Consider the following 22,031-nt stretch of genomic DNA (forward strand, 5'->3'; position numbering starts at 1 on the left):
GTCGGTGGTTCGATTCCGCCCCGGGCCACCAAGAATACGCAGAGCGCCACCTTCGGGTGGCGTTGTTGTTTGTCGAACCTGAAGTCCTTCTCCAGGTCTATCTCCGCAGACGCTGTTGATAAGCGCTCAGCTTTTCCTCGAATTCGTCCAGGAAGCTCGTCCAGATACCGCCGCGATCGAGCGAACGGGCTTCGACAAGCTGATCCGCAATCTCCCGGCATTGTTCCAGCGTCGCGCCGTCCATCCCGCAAAGAATGACTTCCGGCCATTCGTGCTCGCTGAACCTGAACAGGTCGATCATGCTGTTCAACAGGGCGGTCCGGGCTTCATCGCACCCGGGCGCCAGCGCGCGCCATGATCGCAACAAGGCATGCCCGGAAACGAAGTCCAGTTGCGCCCACAGATGCTTGGCCTGGTACAGGTTCTGAACGGTCATGGCAAGCCACTTGGTGCTCCAGACATCCGATGCATGGTAGCCCTTCGCCAGCACCGGCAGCACCAACGCGTCGTAGATCTCGTGGCGGATGCGCGTTTCCGGATCGTGCGTTTCCAGAAACCCGGCGACCCACGCCGCTTTTTCCTCGGACGACGCGAACGATGCGATGAACGTCCGCAGCGCAGCGGTCGCGGCGCTCTTCCTGCCTTCCTTGTGCGCCTCCAGAAATGCCGTGTATGCCGCCTGATCCATCACATCGCCCTGCGTTCCGATTCGCCTTTTTATCGTTCGCGCGGCCGCATCAAACGACCCGGTCGCCCTCGTTGCGCGCCATGCCGGGGGCGATCTCCATCCCCATGCCGCCGCCGCCCTGCCTATGACCGTCGGCGCCCTTGTTGCCCGCCCGCTCGGCCTCGCCCCTGCCGCGCGCCCCAGCCCCCTGCCCGCGCGTCGGCCCCTGCAGCGGCACGATGACATCGCCCGGCACCGGCCCCAGGTCGAGCGCCGCGCGGATGAAGCTGCGCAGCGAGATCACCAGGTCCGCCGTGTGGATCGGACGGCCGGCGGCCAGGTCGGCCGCCGCCTGCCCGGCCAGGCGGCAGTGCTCTTCGGTGCCGAGCAGCAGGATATCGGCCAGGGCCGCTTCGACCGCGTCGCGGATGCGGCGCGACCGCTCGGAACTAACCGGGCCGTCGAGCGGTCCGGCCGTGTCCGCGCCCTGGCGCAGGTCGCGCAGGTGCGTCGGGTCGACCGTCAGCTGCCCGGTAAACGAGCCGCCCAGGGTGCGGTAGGCGGCGATCAGGGTTTTCAGGCGCTCGTTGATCTGGCGGTTCATGCGCTCGCGCCGCTGCTGGATGGTCTGCATCATCAGCATGCGCACGCCCACCCCGAGCAGGGTGAAGACCGCCAATCCGACGATGGTGCTCATCGCCCCTTGCCACGAACTGAAATCCATCATGCGCATTCCCGCCTCGACCGCCGTTTCCGATGGGCCCAAGTGTACCGCGCCGCCGCCATACCCCGCCGTACAGCACGGTTAGCAACAGTAGCCGCGATATGGGCTACCAACTATTGGATAAATACGTGCCATATGATATCCTTATGGAAAGATTTATTGGCAATGATAAATACTCCGCCGATATTCTTTCAACCATCCCTCCGCACCACCGAAAGATTCACGATGACCCGTTTTTCCCTGAAGTTCGCGCCGGCGTATGCCGTCGCCGCCGCTGCGCTGGCCCTGACCGGCTGCGGTACCATCAACTCCGGCACCACCCAACAAGTCCAGGTGTCCAGCAATCCTGCGGGCGCCACTGTCTACACCGCGCTCAAGACCACCGATAGCCAGGGCCAGGTCAGCATCACCAACAAGGTTGCCGTCGGCACCACGCCGCTGACGGTCACCCTGTCGCGCAAGCACGGCGCCCTGTTCGTCCAGAAGGCCGGCTTCGTGCCGACCGAAGTACCGCTGACCGCCAAGATGAACCCATGGATGTGGGGCAATATCGCCCTGGGCAGCCCGCTGAGCACCTCCATCGACACCTCGACCGGCGCCTCGCGCGAATACGACCCGGGCGAATACATGATCGACCTGCAACCGGTCGCCAGGTAAGCACCATGGGCGGCATGAGCACGCTGGCCGCCCTGGCCGTGGCCGCGCTGCAGGCCGGCGCGCCCGCCTGCGGCTGCGCCCAGTTCGCTCCCGATGCCGCCCAGCCTGTACCGGCATCGGCGGCGCTGTCCGCCGATGCCATCATCCTGCGCGACTTTGCTCTGTTTTCGCAGCGCCGCATCGGCGCCGACCTGATCCGCAAGCAGGGGCCGTACCTGCATACCCTGAGCAGCTATTTCCCGCACTGCGCCGACGACGCGCTCAAACTCGCCTGGCTGCGCCGCACCCTGGCCGATGCCGCCGATACGCGGCTGTTCGCCGAGCGCCTGGCGCAGCACTACGACAACGGCCGCGCCTGCCCCGTTCCCCCCCAATGACAACCCTGCGCCTGATCGTGGCCGGCGCCTGCCTGAGCGCCGGTGCCAGCCATCCCGTCCTGGCCGCCGTCACCACGCCCGATGCCGAACGGATCGCCGCCGATCCGGCCTGGCTGGCCCTGCTGCGTTACCGCGAGCGCGGCGACGGCGCCATGCTGAGCGAAGCGGACCGTCCACAGTTCTTCCTCTCGCCGGAAGGCAAAACCTCGCCCGCCGCCGAGCTGCTGGCGGACCTGGCGGCGCTGGAGGCGCCCGAGCGGCGCCAGGATTTCGCCTGCCGCTTTCCGGCCCGCTACGAATGGCTGCGCCTGCGGCTGGGGCACGGCGGCGCCGACAGCGCCCTCGACCAGTGCCCGCAGCTGGCGCAATGGCTGGCGCGCTTTCCGGGCCGCCGCATCAGCATCGACTTTGCCTCCAGCTTCCTAGAAAACCCCTCGTCGACCTTCGGCCACACCTTCCTCAAGATCTACCGCGAGTCGGGCAATGAACTGCTCAGCCCGACGATCAACTACGCGGCCCGCACCGACGCGCGCGACAGCGAACTGGCCTTCGTGGCCAAGGGCCTGTTCGGCGGCTTTCCCGGCGTGGCCGACGAGCTGCCCTTCTACCGCCGCCTGCGCACCTATGCCGAAAACGAAGGGCGCGACATTCACGAATACGAACTCGGGCTCGATCCGGACGAGGTGCGCAGGCTGCTCCTGCATACCTGGGAAATCAAGGATGGCGTCTTCGACTACGACTTCCTGCACGAGAACTGCGCCTACCGCACGCTCACCCTGATCGACGTGGCGCGCCCGCGCGCGGCCCTGCTCAAGCGCTTCGGCAAGGTGACGGTGCCGGTCGACACCGTCCGCGCCCTGCGCGCCGCCGGCATGCTCGGCGGGCACCGGGTATGGCAATCGGCATCGAAGCGCGTGCGCGACCTGGAAGCGCGGGTGCCGCCGCAGGACGCCGCCGCCGCGCACCGCATCGCGCTCGGCCGCAGCGACAGCGCCGACAGCGCCGCCAACGCAACGATACCGGCCGCGCGCCGTGCCGGCACCTTGCAGCTGGCCTACGAATACGCCTCGATCCTGATCGACCGCGACGAAGGCGAGCGCGCCACGCGCAAGGCGATCCTGAACGCCATCACCAGGGCCCGCCTCGAACTCGACCATCCCGAGCCGCTCGCCAGCCGCGCCAGTCCGGCCACGCCGGAAGACGGCCATGACGGCGGCCTGACCGGCATCGGCCTGCGCCAGCGCGCCGGGCGCACCAGCGCCAGCCTGGAATACGCGGCGTTCCAGCACACGCTGACCAATCCCCTGCCCGGCTACGAGCCGCATGCGGAGATCACGGTGCTCAATCCGGAACTGCAGGTCGGCGGCGGACAGACGCGCCTGCGGCGGGTCGACTGGCTGGTGGTGCAATCGGCGATTCCATCCTCGACCCTGTTCCAGCCGCGCGCGTGGCGCCTGCAACTGGCCACCCGCAGCGAGCCGTACGCGCAGCGCGACCGCATGGCCACCAGCCTGTCCTACCATTCCGGCAAAGCCTGGCGGCTGGGACGCGACACGGTGTTCTCGCTGCTGCCCGGTGCGCGCGCGGAAGCCGGCGCCGGCCTGGCGCACCGTGCGGGACTGGCCGCCGCGCTGAACGCGGGGCTCACGCGCCAGGGCCTGCAATGGTCGGCGCAGCTGGAACTGCAGGCCGAAAAATTCATCGCCGGCTCCACCCTGCGGCGCCAGAGCGCGCGCGCCAGCGCCGAATTCGCGCTGTCGCGCAATGTATCGGTGGCGATCGGCGCGGCGCGCACCTCGCTGCCGCGCGGGAGCACCGAACTGCTGGTGGGCCTCAAATGGCGCCAGCGCAGCCTGGGCGATGTGCTGGGCCGCGACTAGCGCGCCACGATCTTCGGCGCGGCTGCCGGGGTGTCGGCGGCGCCGCTGCGCAGCAGGGCTTCGAACTGCGCCGCCGGCAACGGCTTGCTGCGCAGGTAGCCCTGGTACTGGTCGCACCCGAGTTCGCGCAGATAGGCCAGCTGCTCCTCCGTTTCGACGCCTTCGGCAATGACCTGCAGGCGCAGGCTGTGCGCCAGCGCGATGACCGAGCGCACGATGGCCGCGTCGTCGGCGTCGGAACTGATGTCGCGGACAAACGAGCGGTCGATCTTGAGCGTATCGAGGCGGAACTGCTTCAGGTAGCTCAGGCTCGAATAACCGGTGCCGAAATCGTCCACCGAAATATGGATGCCCTGCGCATGCAGGCGGTCGAGGATCTGCGCTGCCTCGGCCGGATTGTGCATCACCACGCTTTCGGTCACTTCCAGCTCCAGGCAGGACGCATCCATCCCGGTTTCCTTCAGCACGGCGGCGACGAACTCCGGCAAATCCTTCTGGCGGAACTGGTAGGCCGACAGATTGACCGCCATCCGCAGGTGCGCCATGCCGGCCAGTTGCCAGGCGCGGTTCTGGCGGCACGCCTCGCGCAGGACCCAGGCGCCCAGCGGAATGATCAGGCCGATTTCCTCGCTCACGCCGATGAAATCGCTGGGCGGCACCATGCCGCGCTGCGGGCAGCGCCAGCGCAGCAGCGCTTCCATCGCCACCACCGCCCCGCTGGCGACATCGACCTTGGGCTGGTAGTGCAGTTCGAATTCCTGGTTTTCCAGCGCCTGGCGCAGCGCGCGCTCCAGCGCCAGCCGGGCGCCGGCCGCGGCGTTCATGGCGGGCGCGAAAAACTGGTGGTTGGCGCGCCCCACCTTCTTGGCGTGGTACATGGCGCTGTCGGCATTGGTCATCAACTCGCGCAGGCTGGCGCCGTCGTCCGGGTACATGCTGATGCCGATGCTGGCCGAGACGCTCTGCACCTGGCCTTCCACATCGAGCGGCAGGGCGATGGTGTCGAGCATTTTCTGCGCCACCGTGGCTACCGCCGCCGGCGCCCCGACCTCGCCCAGCAGCACCACGAATTCGTCGCCGCCCAGGCGCGCCACCGTGTCGTTGGCGCGCAGGCAGCCGCTCAGGCGCGCCGCCACCGCCTGCAGCAGCTTGTCGCCGTACTGGTGGCCGAGCGAATCGTTGATAGTCTTGAAACGGTCCAGGTCGAGGAACATCAGGGCGAAGCGCTTGCCCGAGCGTTCGGCGCCGTGGATGGCCTGCAGAATGCGGTCTTCCAGCAGGCTGCGGTTGGGCAGGCGGGTCAGGCTGTCGTGCAGCGCCTGGTGGTGCAGCTGGCGGTTGGCGCGCCGCAGCGAACTGACCAGGCTGGCCGTGCGCGTGGCCAGGCGCGAATCGACGACCGAGAGCAGCAAGGCCATGGTCAGCAGCGACACGGCGGCGACGCCGACCAGCAGCGCCAGCCAGTTTCCGTCCAATCCGCCGCTGGACGTGCAAACGCTGGCGGCGTCGAAGCGCGCCGCTTCCATACCGGTGTAATGCATGACGATGATGGCCAGGCCCATGAGCACGGCGGCGCCGGCCTTCTTGGCATGCGCTACCCAGCTGGTGCCGGCGCGCAGGGTGAAGGCCAGCCACAGCGCCACGATCGAAGCCAGCACGGCAATCACTGCCGAGGCCGCCACGCCGACGGCGTCGTAGCCGATGGCCGGGGACATGTTCATGGCATGCATACCCATGTAATGCATGCCGCAGATACCGATCCCCATCAGCAAGCCGCCGACCAGAAAATGCATGCGGCTGACGCTGGCGCGGGTGACGATGCGCAGGGCAAACGCGGACACGCCGATCGCCACCAGCAGGGACAGCATGGTGATGCCGATGTCGTAGCTCATGCGGATCGGCAGGCTGAAGGCCAGCATGCCGATGAAGTGCATGGACCAGATGCCGCAGCCCATGGCCAGCGCGCCGCCGGCCAGCCAGAGGACGCTGGCGCGGCCGCGCGTGGCCACTACCCGGCCGGTCAGGTTGATGGCGGTGTAGGACGCCATCATGGCGACAAAGACGGAGAGCAGGACCAAGCCCGGGTGATAGGTGCCGTTGAGATACTGCAAGGGAGATCCTGTGTCGGTAGAAGGTGCCAGATAGAATTATCGGCGGGTTCACGGCAAGCGTGAACGATTGCGGTGTGAATAGGAAAAAACTGTTGTCACACATCAACATCGCAGTGTTATTTTGCCCATGCTGCCCGACATCGGGGCGGGGGTCAGAGCAGGGTTTGCGTGGGTCGTCATCGTTGAATACTACGATAGGCACGACGTGGAGAGGAGTAAAAAGCAGCCGCCATCATCGCCGCACCATGGGAAAGTTCCGTCATTGCGCGCCGCACATGAAAACGCCACCCGAAGGTGGCGTTTTCATGTGCGGCGGCGGAACATCAGTTAAAGATGAAATACAGAACCACCAGTACGACGGTCGGAATTCCCAGCATCCAGCCAATGACATATTTACCCATGATCTTGCTCCTGTTGAGGTTGTGCGGTGTCGATGTGTCAAGAATGCCGTGAAAAGCCGGCCTCTTCCGTACGTTACGTCACGCAAGGAACACATAGGTTCGCCACACATCGACTTACATGCCGCACGCGTTGAGACTATGTAAGAATTGTGCATTCGATGCGCGGCGAATGGCGTTAGTCCAGTTATTAACTGGTTTGAACTAGGCGGGTGCTATTCACGCGATGCTCCGCCCGGCTAACAACCCACTGCGGTAGTTTGGACAACCCAATGCTGCATGTAACGCCGAAGATCGGTGGGTCACATGCTACGCACCCGAACGCGGCAAGAGCCGGTTTGCTGAGGGGGTATCGATAGGTAACGACCTCGAGGATACTACGCGGGCAATTGGAGCCTGATGAAGCGCTGATCGACCAGATGTTGCCGGTTTAATCTAAACGTGTCTCTTGTCCAACTTCGAGCCGTGCCGACGGTATTAGTGCAACATAAGGATAGGCAAAGAGGCAGTAAGCATGCGTCACCTTGAGACTAGCTTCAATGCTGCTTATTTTTCCTCAGGAACATCTCATCGGCAACGATGTGGCATTGGTTTCGAAACGCGTACCGACTGCCCATCTGCCTAAAATGGATACGAGGAGAGCTTGCTGGCGACGGGGAGAAATCATCGTACATGCCGCGCTATCTCGTTCGTCAACTTCATGAATTTTTACGAAAAGCAACTAAAGGATAGCCTCCGCGTTACCTATCTAATCGAGCAACCAAGAGTGCAAAAAAATAAAATGGCACGCTCGAATGATTTTCCACTAAGTCATGGTCATGGTCATGGTCATGACAAATGATTTTCGAGAGTATACGCGACTACTTAATATTTCCAAGGATCAGTCTCCGTGCTGTGAGTAAAGACTCAGATCATCGGCAGTGATTGAGTTCGCGGTGACAAGTTGATAGTGTTTCTCGTCGACGACCTTGATTTCTTCACCCTGAACCGTCAATTCGAACATCGCGATCCGATTATCGGCCATGAATTGTGCAGAAACTGCCCGACAGGTTAATCCGGGGAATTTCTGCGCACAGCAAACAATATCTTGCTGTGTTTGTACAACTCCATGCTTATCGCTACCGCCCTTGGCCTGCACCGGAACGACAAATTGCCTTCCATGTCGATTAATTCCCACATATATTTCGTCGATCTCAATCTGCCCTACATCGGAAACTGTCGTCCTGAGATGATTCTGCAAAGAATATGCAGTAATGCCCAAGAAAATATCTATCAGACGGTTATATCGAACTTTTGCAAGCAACGCCTGCTCATCCGTTAAAGCGTATGCATTTATAATCTCTGGTGTAGAGTCCGGTATTTTTATTGTTAGAAGCTCTTCACGGGGCACTATCCGATTAAGTCTTACTTGCTTAAAACGATAACGAGATCGACCGGCTCCCTGAATGATCCACTCGCGCCCTTCCAATGCAGTTCGAGTAATAATTTCAGGCAATTCGGCACGATATCGAAATGAATAAAAAATGTCTCCAAGGTTTTTTGGCAATTTAATTTCTAACGAGTGCGCGATATGTTCGATTTCGTCTCGAGTAAACTCGAACTCGACTGCAGACTCAGTATAGTGATCTGAAAAAACGCGCGCAATTATCGCTTGGTATCGATTGAGTTTTTTCGATGGTTTCGAGTTTGGCATATACCGGCATCTTTGCAAAAAGGCTGTAAGAACTGTAGCCTAACAGAAAAATTTGCCGTGCGAAATGTTCTTATGACATGGAGACGAATTCTGCTTAAACATCGATCTCGGCGAACAATTGCAAAGAGTTCTCCGCTGCATCCTTGCGTTTCCCGTCTTTTCTAGCGCGCTGAGCGATCACAGTTCGAGAAACGGAGAAGTACGCAGCAGCTTGCCCCATATTCATCGTCAAAAGTGCGGGATCTCCCAATTTCAATACCTTTTTAGGCTTGGTCGGAACAATCCCTAGCGCCCGCACAACGGACGCGGCTACCGCTCGCCCAAGCAACGGCGGGACGCTATTACCAATTTGTCTAAATCCGTGCCATTTTGTTGCGTGCAACCTAAACCAGTCGGGATAAGAATGCAGTCGAGCAGCTTCCCGCACAGTTATAACGCGTGCATATATCGGATGGATCGGTCTTGGAGAAGTGTGAGCGCCACGCGCACTATCGGTGCCTGCACGAAGCGTATTGCATACACCGTCCGGATTCAAGCGCAGAAACCGGCTGATCGATTCTGTCTTGCCCGGCGTGGTCTCCCGGAAGCGCGTCTTCGACTGCTCGGTATGCTCGGTTACTAAACTACACGTTAACAAATTAGGGTCGAAAATACGTTTGTAACCGAAATCGGAAACATCTTTTGCCAGGCCTCGCAACTTTAATGCGTAATCCGATTCCGTCTCCCAAGTTACTTCGACCGAATCGGAGTCCTCAAGCACGCTAAAATCGTCAGCATCGGGCAAATCGGCGATTGCATCTCTTACGGTAACGGAGAAGTCTAAAGGCTCTGCGTATTCCGGCATCTTTTGATCGTGGCGCGCCGCCATGAGGAATAACCGTTCGCGCGACTGCGGCACTCCAAACCTTGCTGCATTCAAGACCTTATAAGGCAACAAAACCTTATATCCTGCAGTACCCAGCGCTTCAACAAGTTCTGTCAAGAATTGCGCATGCTTTCCAAGCGTCAACCCCTTCACATTTTCGAAAACGCAGTATTTCGGTTGCAACTCGCTCACGATACGCACGTAGTGAAATACCAGTTGGTTTCGACTGTCATCCAGCGCTCTCTTACCCATCATCGAGAAGCCTTGACACGGCGCGCCGCCAAACACGACATCGATCTCACGATCCTCGAGCCCTGCCAAGTACCGTATCTGCTCACCAGATAAATCGACCACGCTTGCACATATGGTTCTCGACGTAGGAAAGTTAAATTCATGGGTCGCACAATGGATTGGATCGATTTCGACAGCGGCTGCGATATCGAAACCTGCTTGTTCGAACCCTAACGACAATCCCCCTGCCCCAGCGAAAAGGTCGATTCCTATTGGTCGTGTCATGTTGCTCTCCACTCCGAAAACTGATCTGTAAACCGCAGCATTTTAACGTGTCCCGGACGCAAAGTCGATCGATTTCGGCCGATCCCACCTCATGAGCGACGATGCTAGCCAGCAAGGCAACGTTAAAAATACTGTGAATTTATACAGTATACTAGGTTTCGAGGCTTTCATGAGCTTGCAAATTCGTATGCAGGTTGAGCCGCATCAGTCGCCCGTGATCAGCATAAGGAAAGCGACTACCGGTCCTCGGAGAGCAATCCTTCAAGATGCGCGACAAGTGCGGCGTGGTCTGCAAGCTCGCACTGCCACACAACGCCGACGCGCCAGCCAGCCTGCTCAAGCGCCTCGACATTCCGGATATCGCGCGTACGGTTAGCTTGAAGCTTGGGCTGCCAGTACTCTTGGCGCGATTTTGGCGGTTGTCCTTTTCGACAACCATGGGCGTGCCAGAAGCACCCATGCACGAAAATTGCGAGGCGACGACCCGGAAATACAATGTCGGGGGTGCCGGGGAGATCCTTGCGGTGCAAACGAAAACGATAGCCGAGCCCATGGAGGATCGACCGAACTTTTTTTTCGGGACCTGTGTCTTTCGTCTGGACTTTTTGCATCAGACGACTTCTCCGGAGGGGGTCTAACCGATCTACCATTCGGGAATCTCTTAAGCTCTTCTTCGGAGCGTGAATGTACCGCGCAATTCAAGTCCGGTACGTTGTATCACGCACGTAATTGCGACATCTGCACCGGAGTCGTATCCCGCGCAACCGGCTTCCGGTAGTTGCGCTCGTCTCAACGGCTCCACAGCCATTCATCGCCATCACAACACAGCCATAATCACACTCACGACTCCCCTTATAGCCACTCTCGCCGCCCTGCTCTTTCCCGTCCTGGCGCTGCCCAACGACGGCATTGCCGGCGTCAGCGCCGACGTCATCGTGTTCCGCAAGACCGATGCCATCGCCATGAAAAAGGAAATGCTCAACGTCAGCCCCAGCCTGATCCGCGTGGACTACGAATTCCTCAACAAATCCCCAAACGACGTGAAAGAGACTATCGTCTTCCTGCTGCCAGCCTATCCTGCCATGACGCAAGGAAGCGACACCTATTAAGGCCAGCGTTCCGGGTTGTCATTAAGGTCGACGGCAAGGCGGTCGACTTCAGCACCCGCGTTATCGCCTTGCACGCAAACCAAGACATCACCGCCCAGCTCAAGCAGCTCGGCCTGAGCGACGCCCAGATTGCCTTCAATGCCAGCTTCGCGCCGAAGAACAAGGTCGCGTCCCCGAGCGCTAGGCAACGTCAGCAACTGACCACCCTGCACCTGCTGAGGAAGGCGACGACGGCGACATCGTCCCGGTCTGGGATGTGCAGGTGAACTACATCTGGAAGCAGGTGTTTCCTATGGGGAAAGTGGTGCGTGTGCACCATGCGTACCGGCCGTTCGTGTCCCGCGGTCCCGGCGAATGGGGCAGAGCGAGGATTTCGCAACACGCTACTGCGCCGACACGGACTTCGTCAACATTTGGAAAAAACTGGCGGCGCGCACCCGGCAATATGGTGCAGGCCGAGCATGTGTCGTACATCCTCAAGACCGGCAATACCTGGAAGCGCGGCATCAACAACTTTACCCTCAATGCAATCAAGCGACATCCGGCAGAAATCGTCAGCCTGTGCTTTCCCGGCACGTCCAGACAGATCGATGCCGATACATTCCAGGTGCGACTGTCCAATTCCCAGCCGTCCGACGCTCCGCCGGTCGACTTCGGCAATATCGACGGCAGCGAGGACTACACCGGCCTGATGAGCGTGCCGGCGCAGTGAGCTACAGCCCCAGACAGGGTAGCCGCGGGCCGTCGGCGATCGCCCTGGCCTGCGCGTTGGCCTTGGCAGCGCCGGCAGCGACCGTTTTCACCACGCACGCCGCGTTCTCGCGGATCTGCGCCACCGCCAGCAGCGCCACGCGCTTCGGATGCTCGGGATCGGATTGATCCGTCGCGTTGACGCGCACGATCAAGGCGGCAGGAACCATCCTGCCGTCGACCCTGCTTACACGCCACTCCGCCGTCTTTCCCAGCGAGGAAAACCCCTGCGCGACCACGTCCCAGTAGCGCAACGCAAACACGCGCCGGTCCGGCGCGACCACGTTCACCGAACTGCGGCCATCGTCGTCCAGCGCTTGCAGTGCGAACTTGCCCGGGCCCGGACATGTCAGGGTGAAAGCACCGGTCGTCCTGTCATCGATGGTTTTCCTGCACGCCTTGCCCTCCAGGCTGGTGTACACGCTGTCCACGCCGGTCCGCGCAGACGCTGCAGCACCAGCGCCGAGCGCCACCGCAAAGATCAAGCCCATCGAGCGCATCGTCATCCATCTCCTTTGGTGAGCATTCCCTCATCGGCAGGGATGACAGGCTGGCGGTTTCGGATATTGCCAACGTTACCACAAACGACGCGCCGTCGACAGCCCCGTCCCTTGCTTACCCCAGCTTGAAAATACGCACCGAGCGTTCCAGTTCGGCCGCCATCTCCTGCATGGCTTGCGCCGCCGCAGCCGCTTCTTCCACCAGCGCCGCGTTCTGCTGGGTGGCCTGGTCCATCGACGCGACCGCCTGGTTGACTTCGCCGATCCCGGCGCTCTGCTCGTCGGACGCGGCCACGATGTCGCCCATGATGTCGTTGACCTTCCTGACGCTGCCCACCACCTCGTCCATGGTGCGGCCGGCGCTGGTCACCAGTTCGCTGCCGGTGGCGACCTTGGCGGCCGAGTCGTCGATCAGGGCCTTGATTTCCCTGGCCGCCTGGGCCGAGCGCTGCGCCAGCGAGCGCACTTCGGTCGCCACCACCGCAAAACCGCGCCCTTGCTCCCCGGCGCGCGCCGCTTCCACGGCTGCATTCAGGGCCAGGATATTCGTCTGGAACGCAATGCCGTCGATCACGCTGATGATGTCCGCAATCTTCTTCGAGGACGCGTCGATCGCTTCCATGGTCGAGACCACCTGCGCCACCACCTTGCCGCCCTTCTGGGCGATGGCCGAAGCCGACAGGGCCAGCTGGTTGGCCTGGCGCGCGTTGTCGGCATTCTGGCGCACGGTCACGGTCAGCTCTTCCATGGAGGACGCGGTTTCTTCCAGCGAGCCGGCCTGCTGCTCGGTGCGCGACGACAGTTCCTGGTTGCCGGACGCAATCTCGCTCGACGCCGTCGCCACTTCGCCAGTCCCCTGGCGGATGCTGGTCACGACCGTGGCCAGGCCGGCGCTGATGCCGTTCATCGCTTCCATCAACTGGCCGATTTCATCTTGCGCGCTGGCGTGCAGGCGCACCGTCAGGTCGCCCTGGGCCAGCCGCGCGGCGGCGGCGGTCGCCAGTCCCAGCGGGGTCGAGACGATCTTGCGCACGATGAAGAACAGCGCCGCCGCAAAGCCCAGCAGGGCCACGCCGCCCACCACGAACAGGGTCAGGCGCATGCTGCTCACTTCATGCGTCACTTCGTCGGCAAAGGCCACGCCGACGATGGTCCAGTTCCAGTCCTTGTTGGTGCTGTAGACCAGGATGCGCTCCGGCTCGGGCTGGCCCTTCGCGCCGGCCGGCACCACGTGCATCGACCCCTTGCCGGTGCGCAGGATCTCGCCGATAAACGCGCGTCCGCCGGTATCGCGCTGCGCCAGCGCTTTCTGGCCTTCCAGCGCGGGATGGACCACGTAGTCGCCGAGCTGCTCGCCCTCCTTGGCATTCAACACGAAGAAGTAGCCGGACGCGCCCACCTTGAGCGACTTGATCAGGCTTTTCAGCGCATCGATGTCCTGCGAAATGTCCACGCCCACGTACAGGATGCCGATCACCCTGGCGCCGGCATCGAGCACCGGCACGTATTCGGTCACGTGCGGCTTGCCGAACAGGACCGCCATGCCGCGATAGGTCTGGCCCTGCATGATCTTCTCGAACGCCGGATGGGTCTTGCCGAGACTGGTGCCGACCGCGCGCTCGCCGTCCGCCTTCTTGACCGAGGTGGCCACGCGCACGAAATCCTCGCCATGGCGGATGAAGATGGTCGCATTGCCGCCGCTCATTTCAGAGAAGCGGTCGACGGCGGAAAAATTCAGGTTCAGGTCGACGCCGTCGTGCTGCATCGCCGGCACCGTCACCGCGCCGGTCTGCACGCTGCGCGTGCTGTCGACCGAGAACTTGCCCGGCAACAGGCTGGCGAACACCTTGGAGAACTTGCCGATGTTTGCCAGCTGCGTGCGGTTGAAGGTTTCGATGACGTTGCCCACGCCCTCGGCCTGGGTGTTGACGGCGGCGTTGGCGCGCTTTTCGATAGCGCTCGACATGGTGTGCGCCACGAACAGGATGAAGGCGATGAAGATCGCGCTGATCAAGGCAATGGTGAATAGCGTTAACTTGGCACCAACCATCAGTGCCCGGGGTCGGGTGAGTGAAGTGTTCATATCAGGAGAATGGAAATAAGGAGGAAAGCTGCCGTGCGGCGCAATCGAAGCGCGCAGGTTCATGTTCAGAATACATGGATTGCGCGCTAAAAAATCGAGCAAGTCTTATTTTTTAGAAAATGATGTTTCCATCCAACAATCACATCAGGAGTTCTACTTAGGCGGGAAGACAAGATTTGCATGGATGCCACGCAATCCGTTTCAGGATGCCCAGTTGTAAGCAGATACAGCAAGTTGTAAGCGCGTGTAAAGACCGTCAACTCATCGGTTGCGGGCGGCGTTTTCAGCTCAGTGACACGGCAAATGTGCACCGAACCTCAAACCAGAAAAAGGACTGACCATGAAAAAAGTAATCGCTACCCTGACCGCCGGACTGTTCGCCAGCGCTGCGTTTGCACAAGCTCCAACGCCGGCCCCGGCACCAGCAGCACCGGTAGCGAAGGCCGACGTCAAGGTTGAAACCAAAGCCGACGTCAAAGCACCAACCCAGGCCGTCAAGGCTGTCGAGAAAGCCGTCGAGCCGGCGCCTCAGGCAGCAGTCAAGTAAGCCGCCAAGCCCCACCATACAAAATAATATAAACCGTTTATACCAACACCAAGGAAACCACATCATGAAAAAAACCATCGCTACCCTGATTACCGGCCTGTTCGCAACCGCAGCTTTCGCCCAAGCTCCTGCCCCCGCGGCAGCAGCGCCGGCGGCAAAGACCGAAGCGCACGTCGTCAAGACCGACAGCAAGGAAACCACGGTCGTCAAGACCGATGCCAAGGATGCCCACGGCGCCAAGGACACCCACTCGGTCAAGACCGAAGTCAAGGAAACCAAGGCGGCTGCCGGCGTGAAGGAAGAAGTCACCACCAAGACCGAAGTGAAAACCGAAGTGAAGGCCGAGAAGAAGGCCGATAAGAAGGCCAAGCACGCCAAGGCGGCCAAGGCCACCAAGGACGCCAAGCCAGCGGAACAAGCCGCGCCGGCGACCAGCGCCGCGCCAGCACCGGTGGTCACCGCGGCGGCAACGCCGGCAACGCCAGCTACCCCGGCCACCAAGTAATCCGGCACGCGGTCCCCAAAACGCCAACCCGCGCGGTTGGCTTTTTTTTTGTCCGGGGCAGCACCCGCGGCCCCGTGGCGTAAATTGACCGTATTTTGTCATTTACGCCAAAGCTCCGGCCTCATAAGATGGTTTCGCACCCCGGATGCATGGCAATCCGGGCCGAAACCCCATCCGACGGCTTACCGGAGTTCGACTCATGACTGCATTTCCGCGGCTGGTGCTCATCGCACTCGCCTCCCTCGCATCCTTCGGCTCACTCGCCTGCCTCGCCCCATCCTTCGCACAGGACGGCATGGCCGCCGCGCCGCCGGCCACTGGAGCACCCACGAATCACGCACCAGGACATTCCCTGAGACGACCTGGCTGAAGAACACGCGCTATGTCGCCGACGGCAAACTCGTCACCAGCGCCGGCATCAGCGCGGCGATACCGGCCTCGCTGGCGCTGGTCGAAGCGATCGGCGGCAACGCGCACGCGCAGGCCCCGGCCACCCAGCTTGGCGTGGCGGGCTAGAACAGCGCGCACGACAGCGACGCCTTCCGCCTCACCTTCGGCGACCGCATGACGGCGGCGGCCTCCTACTTTCTTCGTCCGAGCGACGATATCGGCATACAGGTCGCCGATGGCGTCGATGAACTGGCGCTTGCCCTGAGCGCCGACGCCTACAGCGCCACCCTGCGCAGCCGCGTCCACGCGCTGGCACAGACGGAGGCGCCGGTCAGGACCCGCAACGGCCTGCTGCTGGTGCCCGACGCGATTGCCGGACAAGGCAAGGCGATGGACTGGATCCTGCCCGCCTTCGGCGCCACGCCGTCCGCCCGCATGCTGGACCGGGCCCTGATCGAAGCGGACCACGGCCACGCGATCGCGATCCAGACCGCGCGCCAGCTGGTCATGTTCATCAAGCGCGCCGGCGGACAATCGCAATTTAGCGTCCCGCTGGCGGCGCAGGCCCGCGACGACGGCAATTTCGCGGCCTTGCATGCATGGATCGCCAGCCACATCGACGAGGACCTCGGCGTGGCGCGCCTGGCCGAGATGGCCAATATGTCGCTGCGCACCTTCGTGCGGGTCTACACCGCCACGGTCGGGCGCACGCCGGCCAAGACGGTCGAAGCGATCCGCATGGAAGCGGCCTGCCGGGCGCTCGAATCGAGCACCCTGCCGCTGAAGGCGATCTGCCTGAAGATCGGCTACGCCGAAGAACAGACGCTGCGCCGGGTCTTCCTGCGCAATTTCGGCGTCAACCCGCTGCAGTACCGCGCGCGTTTCTCGGAGCGCGCGGCGGCGGGCCGCTGACAGGTCTTACCACATCAGGTCATCGGGAATCTGGAATGCTGCGTACGGATCGTCGGCATCGACCTCGGTGGTCGTCTTGTTCACGCGCACCACGATCGAGGCATTGCGCTCGGCGATCTTGTCGGCGATCACGCGCGGCACCAGTTCGGTCGACTCGCCCTGGCGGATGATCACCAGCCGCCCCGCCACCAGGTGCGCCTGCACCGCCGCCGACACGTAGAAGCGTTCGATCTTGTTATTGTGGGTGAAGTTGTAGGCGATATCGCCATTGCCCTTGCTCTGGCGGTTCTTCTGCACCATCTGGGTAATCTGCGCCGCGATCGCCTTTTCGTTGGCGGCCGCATCGCGCTGGGCGTTCATTTCGCGCGCGCGCTCGGCGTTCTTGCGCTGGGTTTCGAGCGCAGCCAGGCGCGCCTCGTCCACGCTCTGCTCGCCGGTGCGGCGCTCGACCTTCTTCTGCTTGGTCTTCTCGTGGTTGACCTGTTTGGCCTTGTTTTTGTCGACCAGGCCGGCTTTCAAAAACTGCTCTTGTAACGAGGCCATATGCACTACTCCGTAAAATAAGGTTCGCCGGCCCGGGCAACAGCGCCCGCCGGTGGAAAGTCGATAGCATAGCAAAGATGGACGGCATGGCGCAGGCAAGGCCACTTCCGGCAACACAAAATGGAGGCAAAGCACTGAGTGCACGGGCAAAAAAAATAAATTAATGGAAATATTGACTTAGATGCAATACAACATGTAATCTTAGCTTGCCAAATTTGTTGCGCCCGCCGGAATTGCCGGTGCACGCCGCCCCGCTTCCTTTCAAGGAGTTTTGTGCATGTTGCCCTCCCAATTGCCCATTGATCTGAACGCTCTGACGGAAGCGAATCGACCAATTCGACTGCGCCTGTCGAACGAACGTGGCGTTGTCGATGATTTATTGTTGGTGAAGCAGGTCAGCGGAGTGGAAACAATCTGCGGCGGTATCGAATACGTCTTGCTGTGCGTCTCCAGCCAGGCCGGGATGGAGCTCAAGCAATTTGTCGCCAATCCGGCCGAACTGCAGTTCGTCACCAGCGCCGGTCGTTTGCTCTCGGTGTGCGGCATTGTCGGCGCCATTGCCGAAGGCCAAAGCGATGGCGGTTTGGCCACCTATCAGCTGATCGTACGCGATGCACTCTCGCTGCTTGAACAGACCTGCAATACGCGCGTCTTCCGCCAGGCCAGCGAAGTCGATATCACCAACATCATCCTACGCGAGTGGCGCGCCAGCAATCCGGTCGCGGCGCGCGCTTTCGATGTCGACCTGAGGCACTTGAAAAGTTATCCGTCACGTGAATTCACGATGCAGTACAACGAATCGAACGCAGCCTTCCTGCGTCGCCTCTGGAAGCGACGCGGCATCGCCTGGTACATCCATTCAGCGGCGCCAACGGAGCGGGGCAGCAATGACAGCGCCGTGCATACGCTTGTTTTATTCGACGACCCCGCTTCGCTCAAGGAAAATGCGGCGGGCCCCGCGCGGTACCACCGCGACGACAGCACCGAAAAGCGCGACGGAATCACGTCCTGGCACGCTGTGCGCACGCTGACGGCAGGCCAGGTCACGCGCCGTAGCTGGGACTACGCTCAAGCCTGGTCGATGGCGAGCGAGAATATCGGCAGTAACGATCAAGGACCACTCGGCAACCGCTTCGCGGCCAGCCTCGACGATTACCTGGTCGACGTTCCTCACGCCGGTGACGATAGCGCCGACTACCGCCAGCTCGGCATTCTTCGCATGCAGCGTAAAGAATACGAGTCCAAGTTTTTTCGGGGAGAAAGCGGCGATCGCGACATGTCGGTTGGGCGCTGGCGCCGCATGGATGGCCATCCTGAAATCGATGTCCACCCGCCGGAGGAGCGCGAATTCGTGATCACCGAATTGCGCATCGAAGCCGAGAACAACTTGCCGAAGACACTCAACGAACGCGTTTGCCGGCTGTTCGCGCTGAACCACTGGAGTGGCGCGGCCGACGGCCTCGAACAAGCCAATGCCGAACGCGGCATGCGCTACTCCAACCGCTTCACATGCGTGCGTCGCGGCATCCCGATCGTGCCAGCCTACGATCCGCGCAGCGACTTGCCGCGCACCGACGCGCAAACAGTGACCGTGGTCGGCCCGGTCGACGAGGAAATCCATTGCGACCAGTTCGGCCGGATCAAGGTGCGCTTTCCCGCGTGCCGCACGCAGGACCACCAGCATGCGCAGGGCGCCGGTGCATCCGACAGCGAGCGCGACTCGGCATGGCTTCGCCTCGCCAGCGGTTGGGCGGGCGAGCGCTACGGCGCGGTTTCCCTGCCGAGGGTGGGCGACGAGGTGGTCGTGGTATTTCTTGGCGGAGATCCGGATAAACCGTTGATCATCGGCCGCGTGCACGGAGGCAAAACCCCGCCACCCTCTTTCAGCCATACCAGCAGGCTGCCAGGCGACAAGCATTTGTCCGGCATCGTCAGCAAGGAAGGTAAGGCGCGCCGTTACAACCAACTGCGTTTGGACGATACCCCGGGTCAGATCAGTGCCCAGCTCGAGAGCGAACACGGTCACAGCCAGCTCAACCTCGGCTACCTGACCGAGCCACGCTGCGACGGCCGTGCCGATGCGCGCGGAGAAGGCGCTGAACTGCGCAGCGATGGCGCGGTCGCGATCCGTGGAGCCCGCGGTGTTCTGATCAGTGCCGATGCCTCGCTGCGGGCCGCCGGACGCCAGCTCGAGCGCGACGGCCTGGCGGGTCTGGCCGAAGCGCTCGTGGGAATCCAGAAGCAGTTGGCCGAACTGGCCGAGACCCATCAAGCCGGGCCTGCCGACGGAGCGCCGCTGGCGCAGGTATCGAGCCATGTGACGCAGTGGGAGAACGGGAGCAATACCGTTGCCGGCCCAGCGCCGGACGGCGGCGCGCCAATCGTGGGACTACAGGGGCCGGCCGGCGTGCTGGTGGGAAGCGGCGCCAGTGTGTCGATCGGCGCGCAAACCCATGTGGACCTGGTCAGCGTCGGCAACACCCAGGTCTCGGCCGGGCGCAAGCTGATGCTGCACGCGATGCAAAGCCTCAGCCTGTTCGCGCATACCCTTGGGGCCAAGCTCATTGCGGCCAGCGGCAAGGTCGAAATCCAGGCCCACGCCGACAATGTGGAGATCACGTCCGCCAAGCGGATCGTGTTGGTTGCTTCCGAAGAGGTGGTGATCGAGGCGCCCAAGGTGACCGTGGTGACCAAAGGCGCGCAGGCACGCTTCGGGGGCGGCGATATCCGGCATGAATGCAGCGGCATGTTCGAAGTCAAGTCGGCCACCACCGCCTTCAACGGCCCCGGTGACGGCCAGCCGGCAGCACCACGCATGCCCGACAGCACCGCCGCCCATGACCAGCGAGTGCGTATCGTCGATCTCAGCACCGGCGAACCGATGCCCGACCAGCGCTACCGCGCCACCATGGAAGATGGCCAGGTCGTGGAAGGCAGGACCGATGCGCAGGGCATGACGCAAAAACTTACTTCGTCCATCCCCTTCGCTCACTTCAGCATCGAGGCGCTGGACGATTAATGGCGGGCGCATAGACACGAACCTTTCAAGGCTGAGCAAGCAATGGCACATCAAACCAATCCTCCAGGCTATCCACTGCCTGTCAATCCAGGGTCGAACCAGGGTACCGTCGCCCAAGGGTTCGTCACACCCGCGCAAGACCAGGTACCTCAGGTACAGAACATCCCGCCAAGGCGCATCTTGCCGATTATTTTTATTCCCGGCATCATGGGCTCGAATCTGCGCATGAGCGCGGCGCGCCAGCGCGCCCTAGGCGCCGATAATAATATTGCCTGGCGGCCCGACAATCTGGGCGCCACGGCACCCCAATACAATGATTCCCCGGCCGAACGGCAGCGCCGCCTGGATCCTGCCGAGACCGAAGTCGATCAGTACGATCCTGAAGGCAATCCGACCGGCGATCCGAAAGAGACATCCGACCAGCGGAACGACGATGTCAAGTATTCGGTCGGCTACAACGGTTTTGGCCGGCTCGACGGGCCGCTGCTCCAGCACGATCTGCCCGGCACCACCAATGCACGCACGCGCGAGCAAAAGGCGCGCGCGCGTGGCTGGGGAGAGGTCTATTTCGGTAGCTATTCCGATATCCTGTCGCTGTGCGAATGCCATTTGAATGGCGCCTTTTCCGGAGGAACGCCGAGCGTCTACCTGAAGAAACACATCATCGGCGTGGAGCCCTCCGCATGGCAGGCCCATGCCCGTCCAGCCCTCAAGGCGCTCGATGAAAAAACCCTGCGCGAGACTGTCAAAGGATGCTGGTTCCCGGTGCACGCTATGGGATACAACTGGCTCAAGGGAAATTCGGAGTCGGGCATCGCAATTGCCAAACGTATCGACGCCTTGATCGCGCGCTATCGGGAACAAGGTTTCACATGCGAAAAAGTTATCCTGGTAAGCCATTCCATGGGCGGCCTGGTGGCACGCGCCGTGATTCATCCGGAAATGGGTAAGCTCGCTGACAAGGTGCTCGGCATTGTGCACGGCGTCATGCCGGCGATCGGCGCTGGCGCCGCCTACAAGCGCGTGCGTTGCGGTTTCGAAGGCAGCGGAATCGGTCCCCGGATCCTCGGCAACACGGGTGTCAATGTCACGCCGGTGCTAGGCAATGCACAAGGCGGGCTCGAATTGTTGCCAAGCCAGGCGTATGGCAACCACTGGTTGCAGGTGCAGCAGAATGGGACCATGCTCAAAAGCCTTCCGCTGAAAGGCGATCCGTACGAAGAAATCTACAAGGTGCGCGGCAAGTGGTTCGGCCTGCTGCGCGAGGAATGGATTAATCCGGCAGGCGCGGATGGGCCCGGGTTTGACATGAGCTGTGCCCTGCTGGATCGGGCCAAGAGCTTCCATAACGCGATCGTCAGCACCTATCACGACCAAAGCTATGCGCACTACGGCGCCGATCCCAAGCGCACAGCGTGGCGCAACGTGGTGTGGAGCATGCACAAGCGGGCAAAGCCGCAGAATGTGGACACGCTCGCGATCGCTGCCGACGATGCCCAAGGGGAGATGCAACTGATCGATCCAGCTCAGGCGGTACCGAAAAACAAGGCGCCGCTCGAATTCGAGGTGGAGATGCTGGAAGCTGCCGATCCCGGCGACCAGACCGTCCCTGTACATTCGGCCGATGCGCAACTCAACAGCGGCAAGTTCAAAGGCATTTTCCGCCAGAGCGGCTATGAGCATCAGGCCAGTTACAGCGATGACGCAGTCATCGCTTCCACGATCTACAGCCTGGTGCGCATCGCATCGACCATGACGTGGCCGAAATGAGGACGCCCCGGCAGC

17 protein-coding genes and 2 pseudogenes are annotated in these 22,031 nt (G+C 61.7%); 10 read left to right on the forward strand and 9 right to left on the reverse strand.

The features are described 5' to 3' along the window. Positions 1 to 97 precede the first annotated feature (97 nt). The gene (locus EJB06_RS21170; RefSeq protein WP_126076013.1) at positions 98 to 688 is read right to left on the reverse strand and encodes a hypothetical protein; all 591 of its coding nucleotides are present in this window, start codon (positions 686 to 688) and stop codon (positions 98 to 100) included. Positions 689 to 737: 49 nt separating this feature from the next. Further along, positions 738 to 1,400 carry a hypothetical protein gene (locus EJB06_RS21175; RefSeq protein ID WP_198420883.1) on the reverse strand — a complete coding sequence of 221 codons (663 nt, stop codon included), beginning with the start codon at positions 1,398 to 1,400 and terminating at the stop codon, positions 738 to 740. A gap of 216 nt (positions 1,401 to 1,616) precedes the next feature. On the opposite strand from EJB06_RS21175, the gene EJB06_RS21180 reads away from it, so the two are divergent. Genes EJB06_RS21180 through EJB06_RS21190 form a run of 3 tightly spaced genes read left to right on the forward strand, consistent with a single transcriptional unit; the run spans position 1,617 to position 4,305 of the window. Continuing rightward, positions 1,617 to 2,048: a hypothetical protein gene (locus tag EJB06_RS21180; RefSeq protein WP_126076014.1), complete on the forward strand. Its 432-nt coding sequence runs from the start codon at positions 1,617 to 1,619 to the stop codon at positions 2,046 to 2,048. A 5-nt stretch (positions 2,049 to 2,053) separates the two neighbouring features. Further along, entirely contained in the window at positions 2,054 to 2,425 is a 372-nt protein-coding gene (locus tag EJB06_RS21185) for a hypothetical protein (protein WP_126076015.1), read from the forward strand. Beyond that, positions 2,422 to 4,305: an Lnb N-terminal periplasmic domain-containing protein gene (locus tag EJB06_RS21190; protein ID WP_126076016.1), complete on the forward strand. Its 1,884-nt coding sequence runs from the start codon at positions 2,422 to 2,424 to the stop codon at positions 4,303 to 4,305. Before EJB06_RS21185 ends, EJB06_RS21190 begins: the two co-directional genes overlap by 4 nt. Here EJB06_RS21190 and EJB06_RS21195 read toward each other — a convergent pair. The 4 genes from EJB06_RS21195 to EJB06_RS21210 all read right to left on the reverse strand — a co-directional run bounded on the left by EJB06_RS21195 (position 4,302) and on the right by EJB06_RS21210 (position 10,538). Further along, complete coding sequence (locus tag EJB06_RS21195; RefSeq protein WP_229427195.1) at positions 4,302 to 6,416, reverse strand: putative bifunctional diguanylate cyclase/phosphodiesterase; 2,115 nt, start codon at positions 6,414 to 6,416, stop codon at positions 4,302 to 4,304. The genes EJB06_RS21190 and EJB06_RS21195 overlap by 4 nt on opposite strands. Positions 6,417 to 7,694: 1,278 nt before the next feature. Then, positions 7,695 to 8,507 carry an endonuclease gene (locus tag EJB06_RS21200; RefSeq protein WP_126076017.1) on the reverse strand — a complete coding sequence of 271 codons (813 nt, stop codon included), beginning with the start codon at positions 8,505 to 8,507 and terminating at the stop codon, positions 7,695 to 7,697. A 94-nt stretch (positions 8,508 to 8,601) separates the two neighbouring features. After that, positions 8,602 to 9,888 (reverse strand): DNA cytosine methyltransferase, encoded by a 1,287-nt coding sequence (locus EJB06_RS21205; RefSeq protein ID WP_126076018.1) that lies wholly within the window; start codon positions 9,886 to 9,888, stop codon positions 8,602 to 8,604. Positions 9,889 to 10,124: 236 nt separating this feature from the next. Beyond that, positions 10,125 to 10,538 (reverse strand): very short patch repair endonuclease, encoded by a 414-nt coding sequence (locus EJB06_RS21210; RefSeq protein WP_126076019.1) that lies wholly within the window; start codon positions 10,536 to 10,538, stop codon positions 10,125 to 10,127. A gap of 30 nt (positions 10,539 to 10,568) precedes the next feature. Here EJB06_RS21210 and EJB06_RS21215 point away from each other — a divergent pair, with 30 nt between their 5' ends. Together EJB06_RS21215 and EJB06_RS21220 are read left to right on the forward strand one after the other, a co-directional pair. Further along, positions 10,569 to 10,997: a DUF4424 family protein gene (locus tag EJB06_RS21215; protein ID WP_126076020.1), complete on the forward strand. Its 429-nt coding sequence runs from the start codon at positions 10,569 to 10,571 to the stop codon at positions 10,995 to 10,997. Positions 10,998 to 11,229: 232 nt separating this feature from the next. Continuing rightward, positions 11,230 to 11,709, forward strand: a pseudogene (locus EJB06_RS21220) (DUF4424 family protein); the annotation flags it as partial. 1 nt (position 11,710) lies between these two features. Here EJB06_RS21220 and EJB06_RS21225 read toward each other — a convergent pair. Together EJB06_RS21225 and EJB06_RS21230 are read right to left on the reverse strand one after the other, a co-directional pair. After that, a complete protein-coding gene (locus tag EJB06_RS21225; RefSeq protein ID WP_126076022.1) occupies positions 11,711 to 12,253 on the reverse strand; it encodes a hypothetical protein in 543 nt (180 codons plus the stop codon). A 109-nt stretch (positions 12,254 to 12,362) separates the two neighbouring features. Next, on the reverse strand, positions 12,363 to 14,261 hold the full coding sequence (locus EJB06_RS21230) for a methyl-accepting chemotaxis protein (RefSeq protein ID WP_307720467.1): 1,899 nt from the start codon (positions 14,259 to 14,261) through the stop codon (positions 12,363 to 12,365). A 409-nt stretch (positions 14,262 to 14,670) separates the two neighbouring features. Between EJB06_RS21230 and EJB06_RS21235 the strand changes: the two genes are divergently transcribed. The 3 genes and pseudogenes from EJB06_RS21235 to EJB06_RS33225 all read left to right on the forward strand — a co-directional run. Further along, positions 14,671 to 14,877, forward strand: a complete 207-nt coding sequence (locus EJB06_RS21235; protein WP_126076024.1) for a hypothetical protein — start codon at positions 14,671 to 14,673, stop codon at positions 14,875 to 14,877. A gap of 64 nt (positions 14,878 to 14,941) precedes the next feature. After that, positions 14,942 to 15,382 carry a hypothetical protein gene (locus tag EJB06_RS21240; protein ID WP_126076025.1) on the forward strand — a complete coding sequence of 147 codons (441 nt, stop codon included), beginning with the start codon at positions 14,942 to 14,944 and terminating at the stop codon, positions 15,380 to 15,382. A gap of 837 nt (positions 15,383 to 16,219) precedes the next feature. Further along, positions 16,220 to 16,684 (forward strand): annotated as a pseudogene (locus tag EJB06_RS33225) (GlxA family transcriptional regulator); the annotation flags it as partial. Between the two features lie 6 nt (positions 16,685 to 16,690). Here EJB06_RS33225 and EJB06_RS21250 read toward each other — a convergent pair. Further along, the gene (locus EJB06_RS21250) at positions 16,691 to 17,227 is read right to left on the reverse strand and encodes a DUF2058 domain-containing protein (protein WP_126076027.1); all 537 of its coding nucleotides are present in this window, start codon (positions 17,225 to 17,227) and stop codon (positions 16,691 to 16,693) included. Positions 17,228 to 17,504: 277 nt separating this feature from the next. Here EJB06_RS21250 and EJB06_RS21255 point away from each other — a divergent pair, with 277 nt between their 5' ends. Both EJB06_RS21255 and EJB06_RS21260 read left to right on the forward strand, forming a co-directional pair. Then, entirely contained in the window at positions 17,505 to 20,246 is a 2,742-nt protein-coding gene (locus EJB06_RS21255) for a type VI secretion system Vgr family protein (RefSeq protein WP_126076028.1), read from the forward strand. Positions 20,247 to 20,288: 42 nt separating this feature from the next. Continuing rightward, entirely contained in the window at positions 20,289 to 22,016 is a 1,728-nt protein-coding gene (locus tag EJB06_RS21260; RefSeq protein ID WP_126076029.1) for an esterase/lipase family protein, read from the forward strand. Positions 22,017 to 22,031: the final 15 nt, after the last annotated feature.

The organism is Massilia atriviolacea (genome assembly GCF_003953935.1).
Classification (GTDB): Bacteria; Pseudomonadota; Gammaproteobacteria; order Burkholderiales; family Burkholderiaceae_D; genus Telluria_A; species Telluria_A atriviolacea.

What these genes read in the sequence shown, in the direction of transcription:
- EJB06_RS21170 (WP_126076013.1), bottom strand. Translation starts at nt 688, where the DNA reads ATGGATCAGGCGGCATACACGGCATTTCTGGAGGCGCACAAGGAAGGC.
- EJB06_RS21175 (WP_198420883.1), bottom strand. Translation starts at nt 1,400, where the DNA reads ATGCGCATGATGGATTTCAGTTCGTGGCAAGGGGCGATGAGCACCATC.
- EJB06_RS21180 (WP_126076014.1), top strand. Translation starts at nt 1,617, where the DNA reads ATGACCCGTTTTTCCCTGAAGTTCGCGCCGGCGTATGCCGTCGCCGCC.
- EJB06_RS21185 (WP_126076015.1), top strand. Translation starts at nt 2,054, where the DNA reads ATGGGCGGCATGAGCACGCTGGCCGCCCTGGCCGTGGCCGCGCTGCAG.
- EJB06_RS21190 (WP_126076016.1), top strand. Translation starts at nt 2,422, where the DNA reads ATGACAACCCTGCGCCTGATCGTGGCCGGCGCCTGCCTGAGCGCCGGT.
- EJB06_RS21200 (WP_126076017.1), bottom strand. Translation starts at nt 8,507, where the DNA reads ATGCCAAACTCGAAACCATCGAAAAAACTCAATCGATACCAAGCGATA.
- EJB06_RS21205 (WP_126076018.1), bottom strand. Translation starts at nt 9,888, where the DNA reads ATGACACGACCAATAGGAATCGACCTTTTCGCTGGGGCAGGGGGATTG.
- EJB06_RS21210 (WP_126076019.1), bottom strand. Translation starts at nt 10,538, where the DNA reads ATGGTAGATCGGTTAGACCCCCTCCGGAGAAGTCGTCTGATGCAAAAA.
- EJB06_RS21225 (WP_126076022.1), bottom strand. Translation starts at nt 12,253, where the DNA reads ATGACGATGCGCTCGATGGGCTTGATCTTTGCGGTGGCGCTCGGCGCT.
- EJB06_RS21235 (WP_126076024.1), top strand. Translation starts at nt 14,671, where the DNA reads ATGAAAAAAGTAATCGCTACCCTGACCGCCGGACTGTTCGCCAGCGCT.
- EJB06_RS21240 (WP_126076025.1), top strand. Translation starts at nt 14,942, where the DNA reads ATGAAAAAAACCATCGCTACCCTGATTACCGGCCTGTTCGCAACCGCA.
- EJB06_RS21250 (WP_126076027.1), bottom strand. Translation starts at nt 17,227, where the DNA reads ATGGCCTCGTTACAAGAGCAGTTTTTGAAAGCCGGCCTGGTCGACAAA.
- EJB06_RS21255 (WP_126076028.1), top strand. Translation starts at nt 17,505, where the DNA reads ATGTTGCCCTCCCAATTGCCCATTGATCTGAACGCTCTGACGGAAGCG.
- EJB06_RS21260 (WP_126076029.1), top strand. Translation starts at nt 20,289, where the DNA reads ATGGCACATCAAACCAATCCTCCAGGCTATCCACTGCCTGTCAATCCA.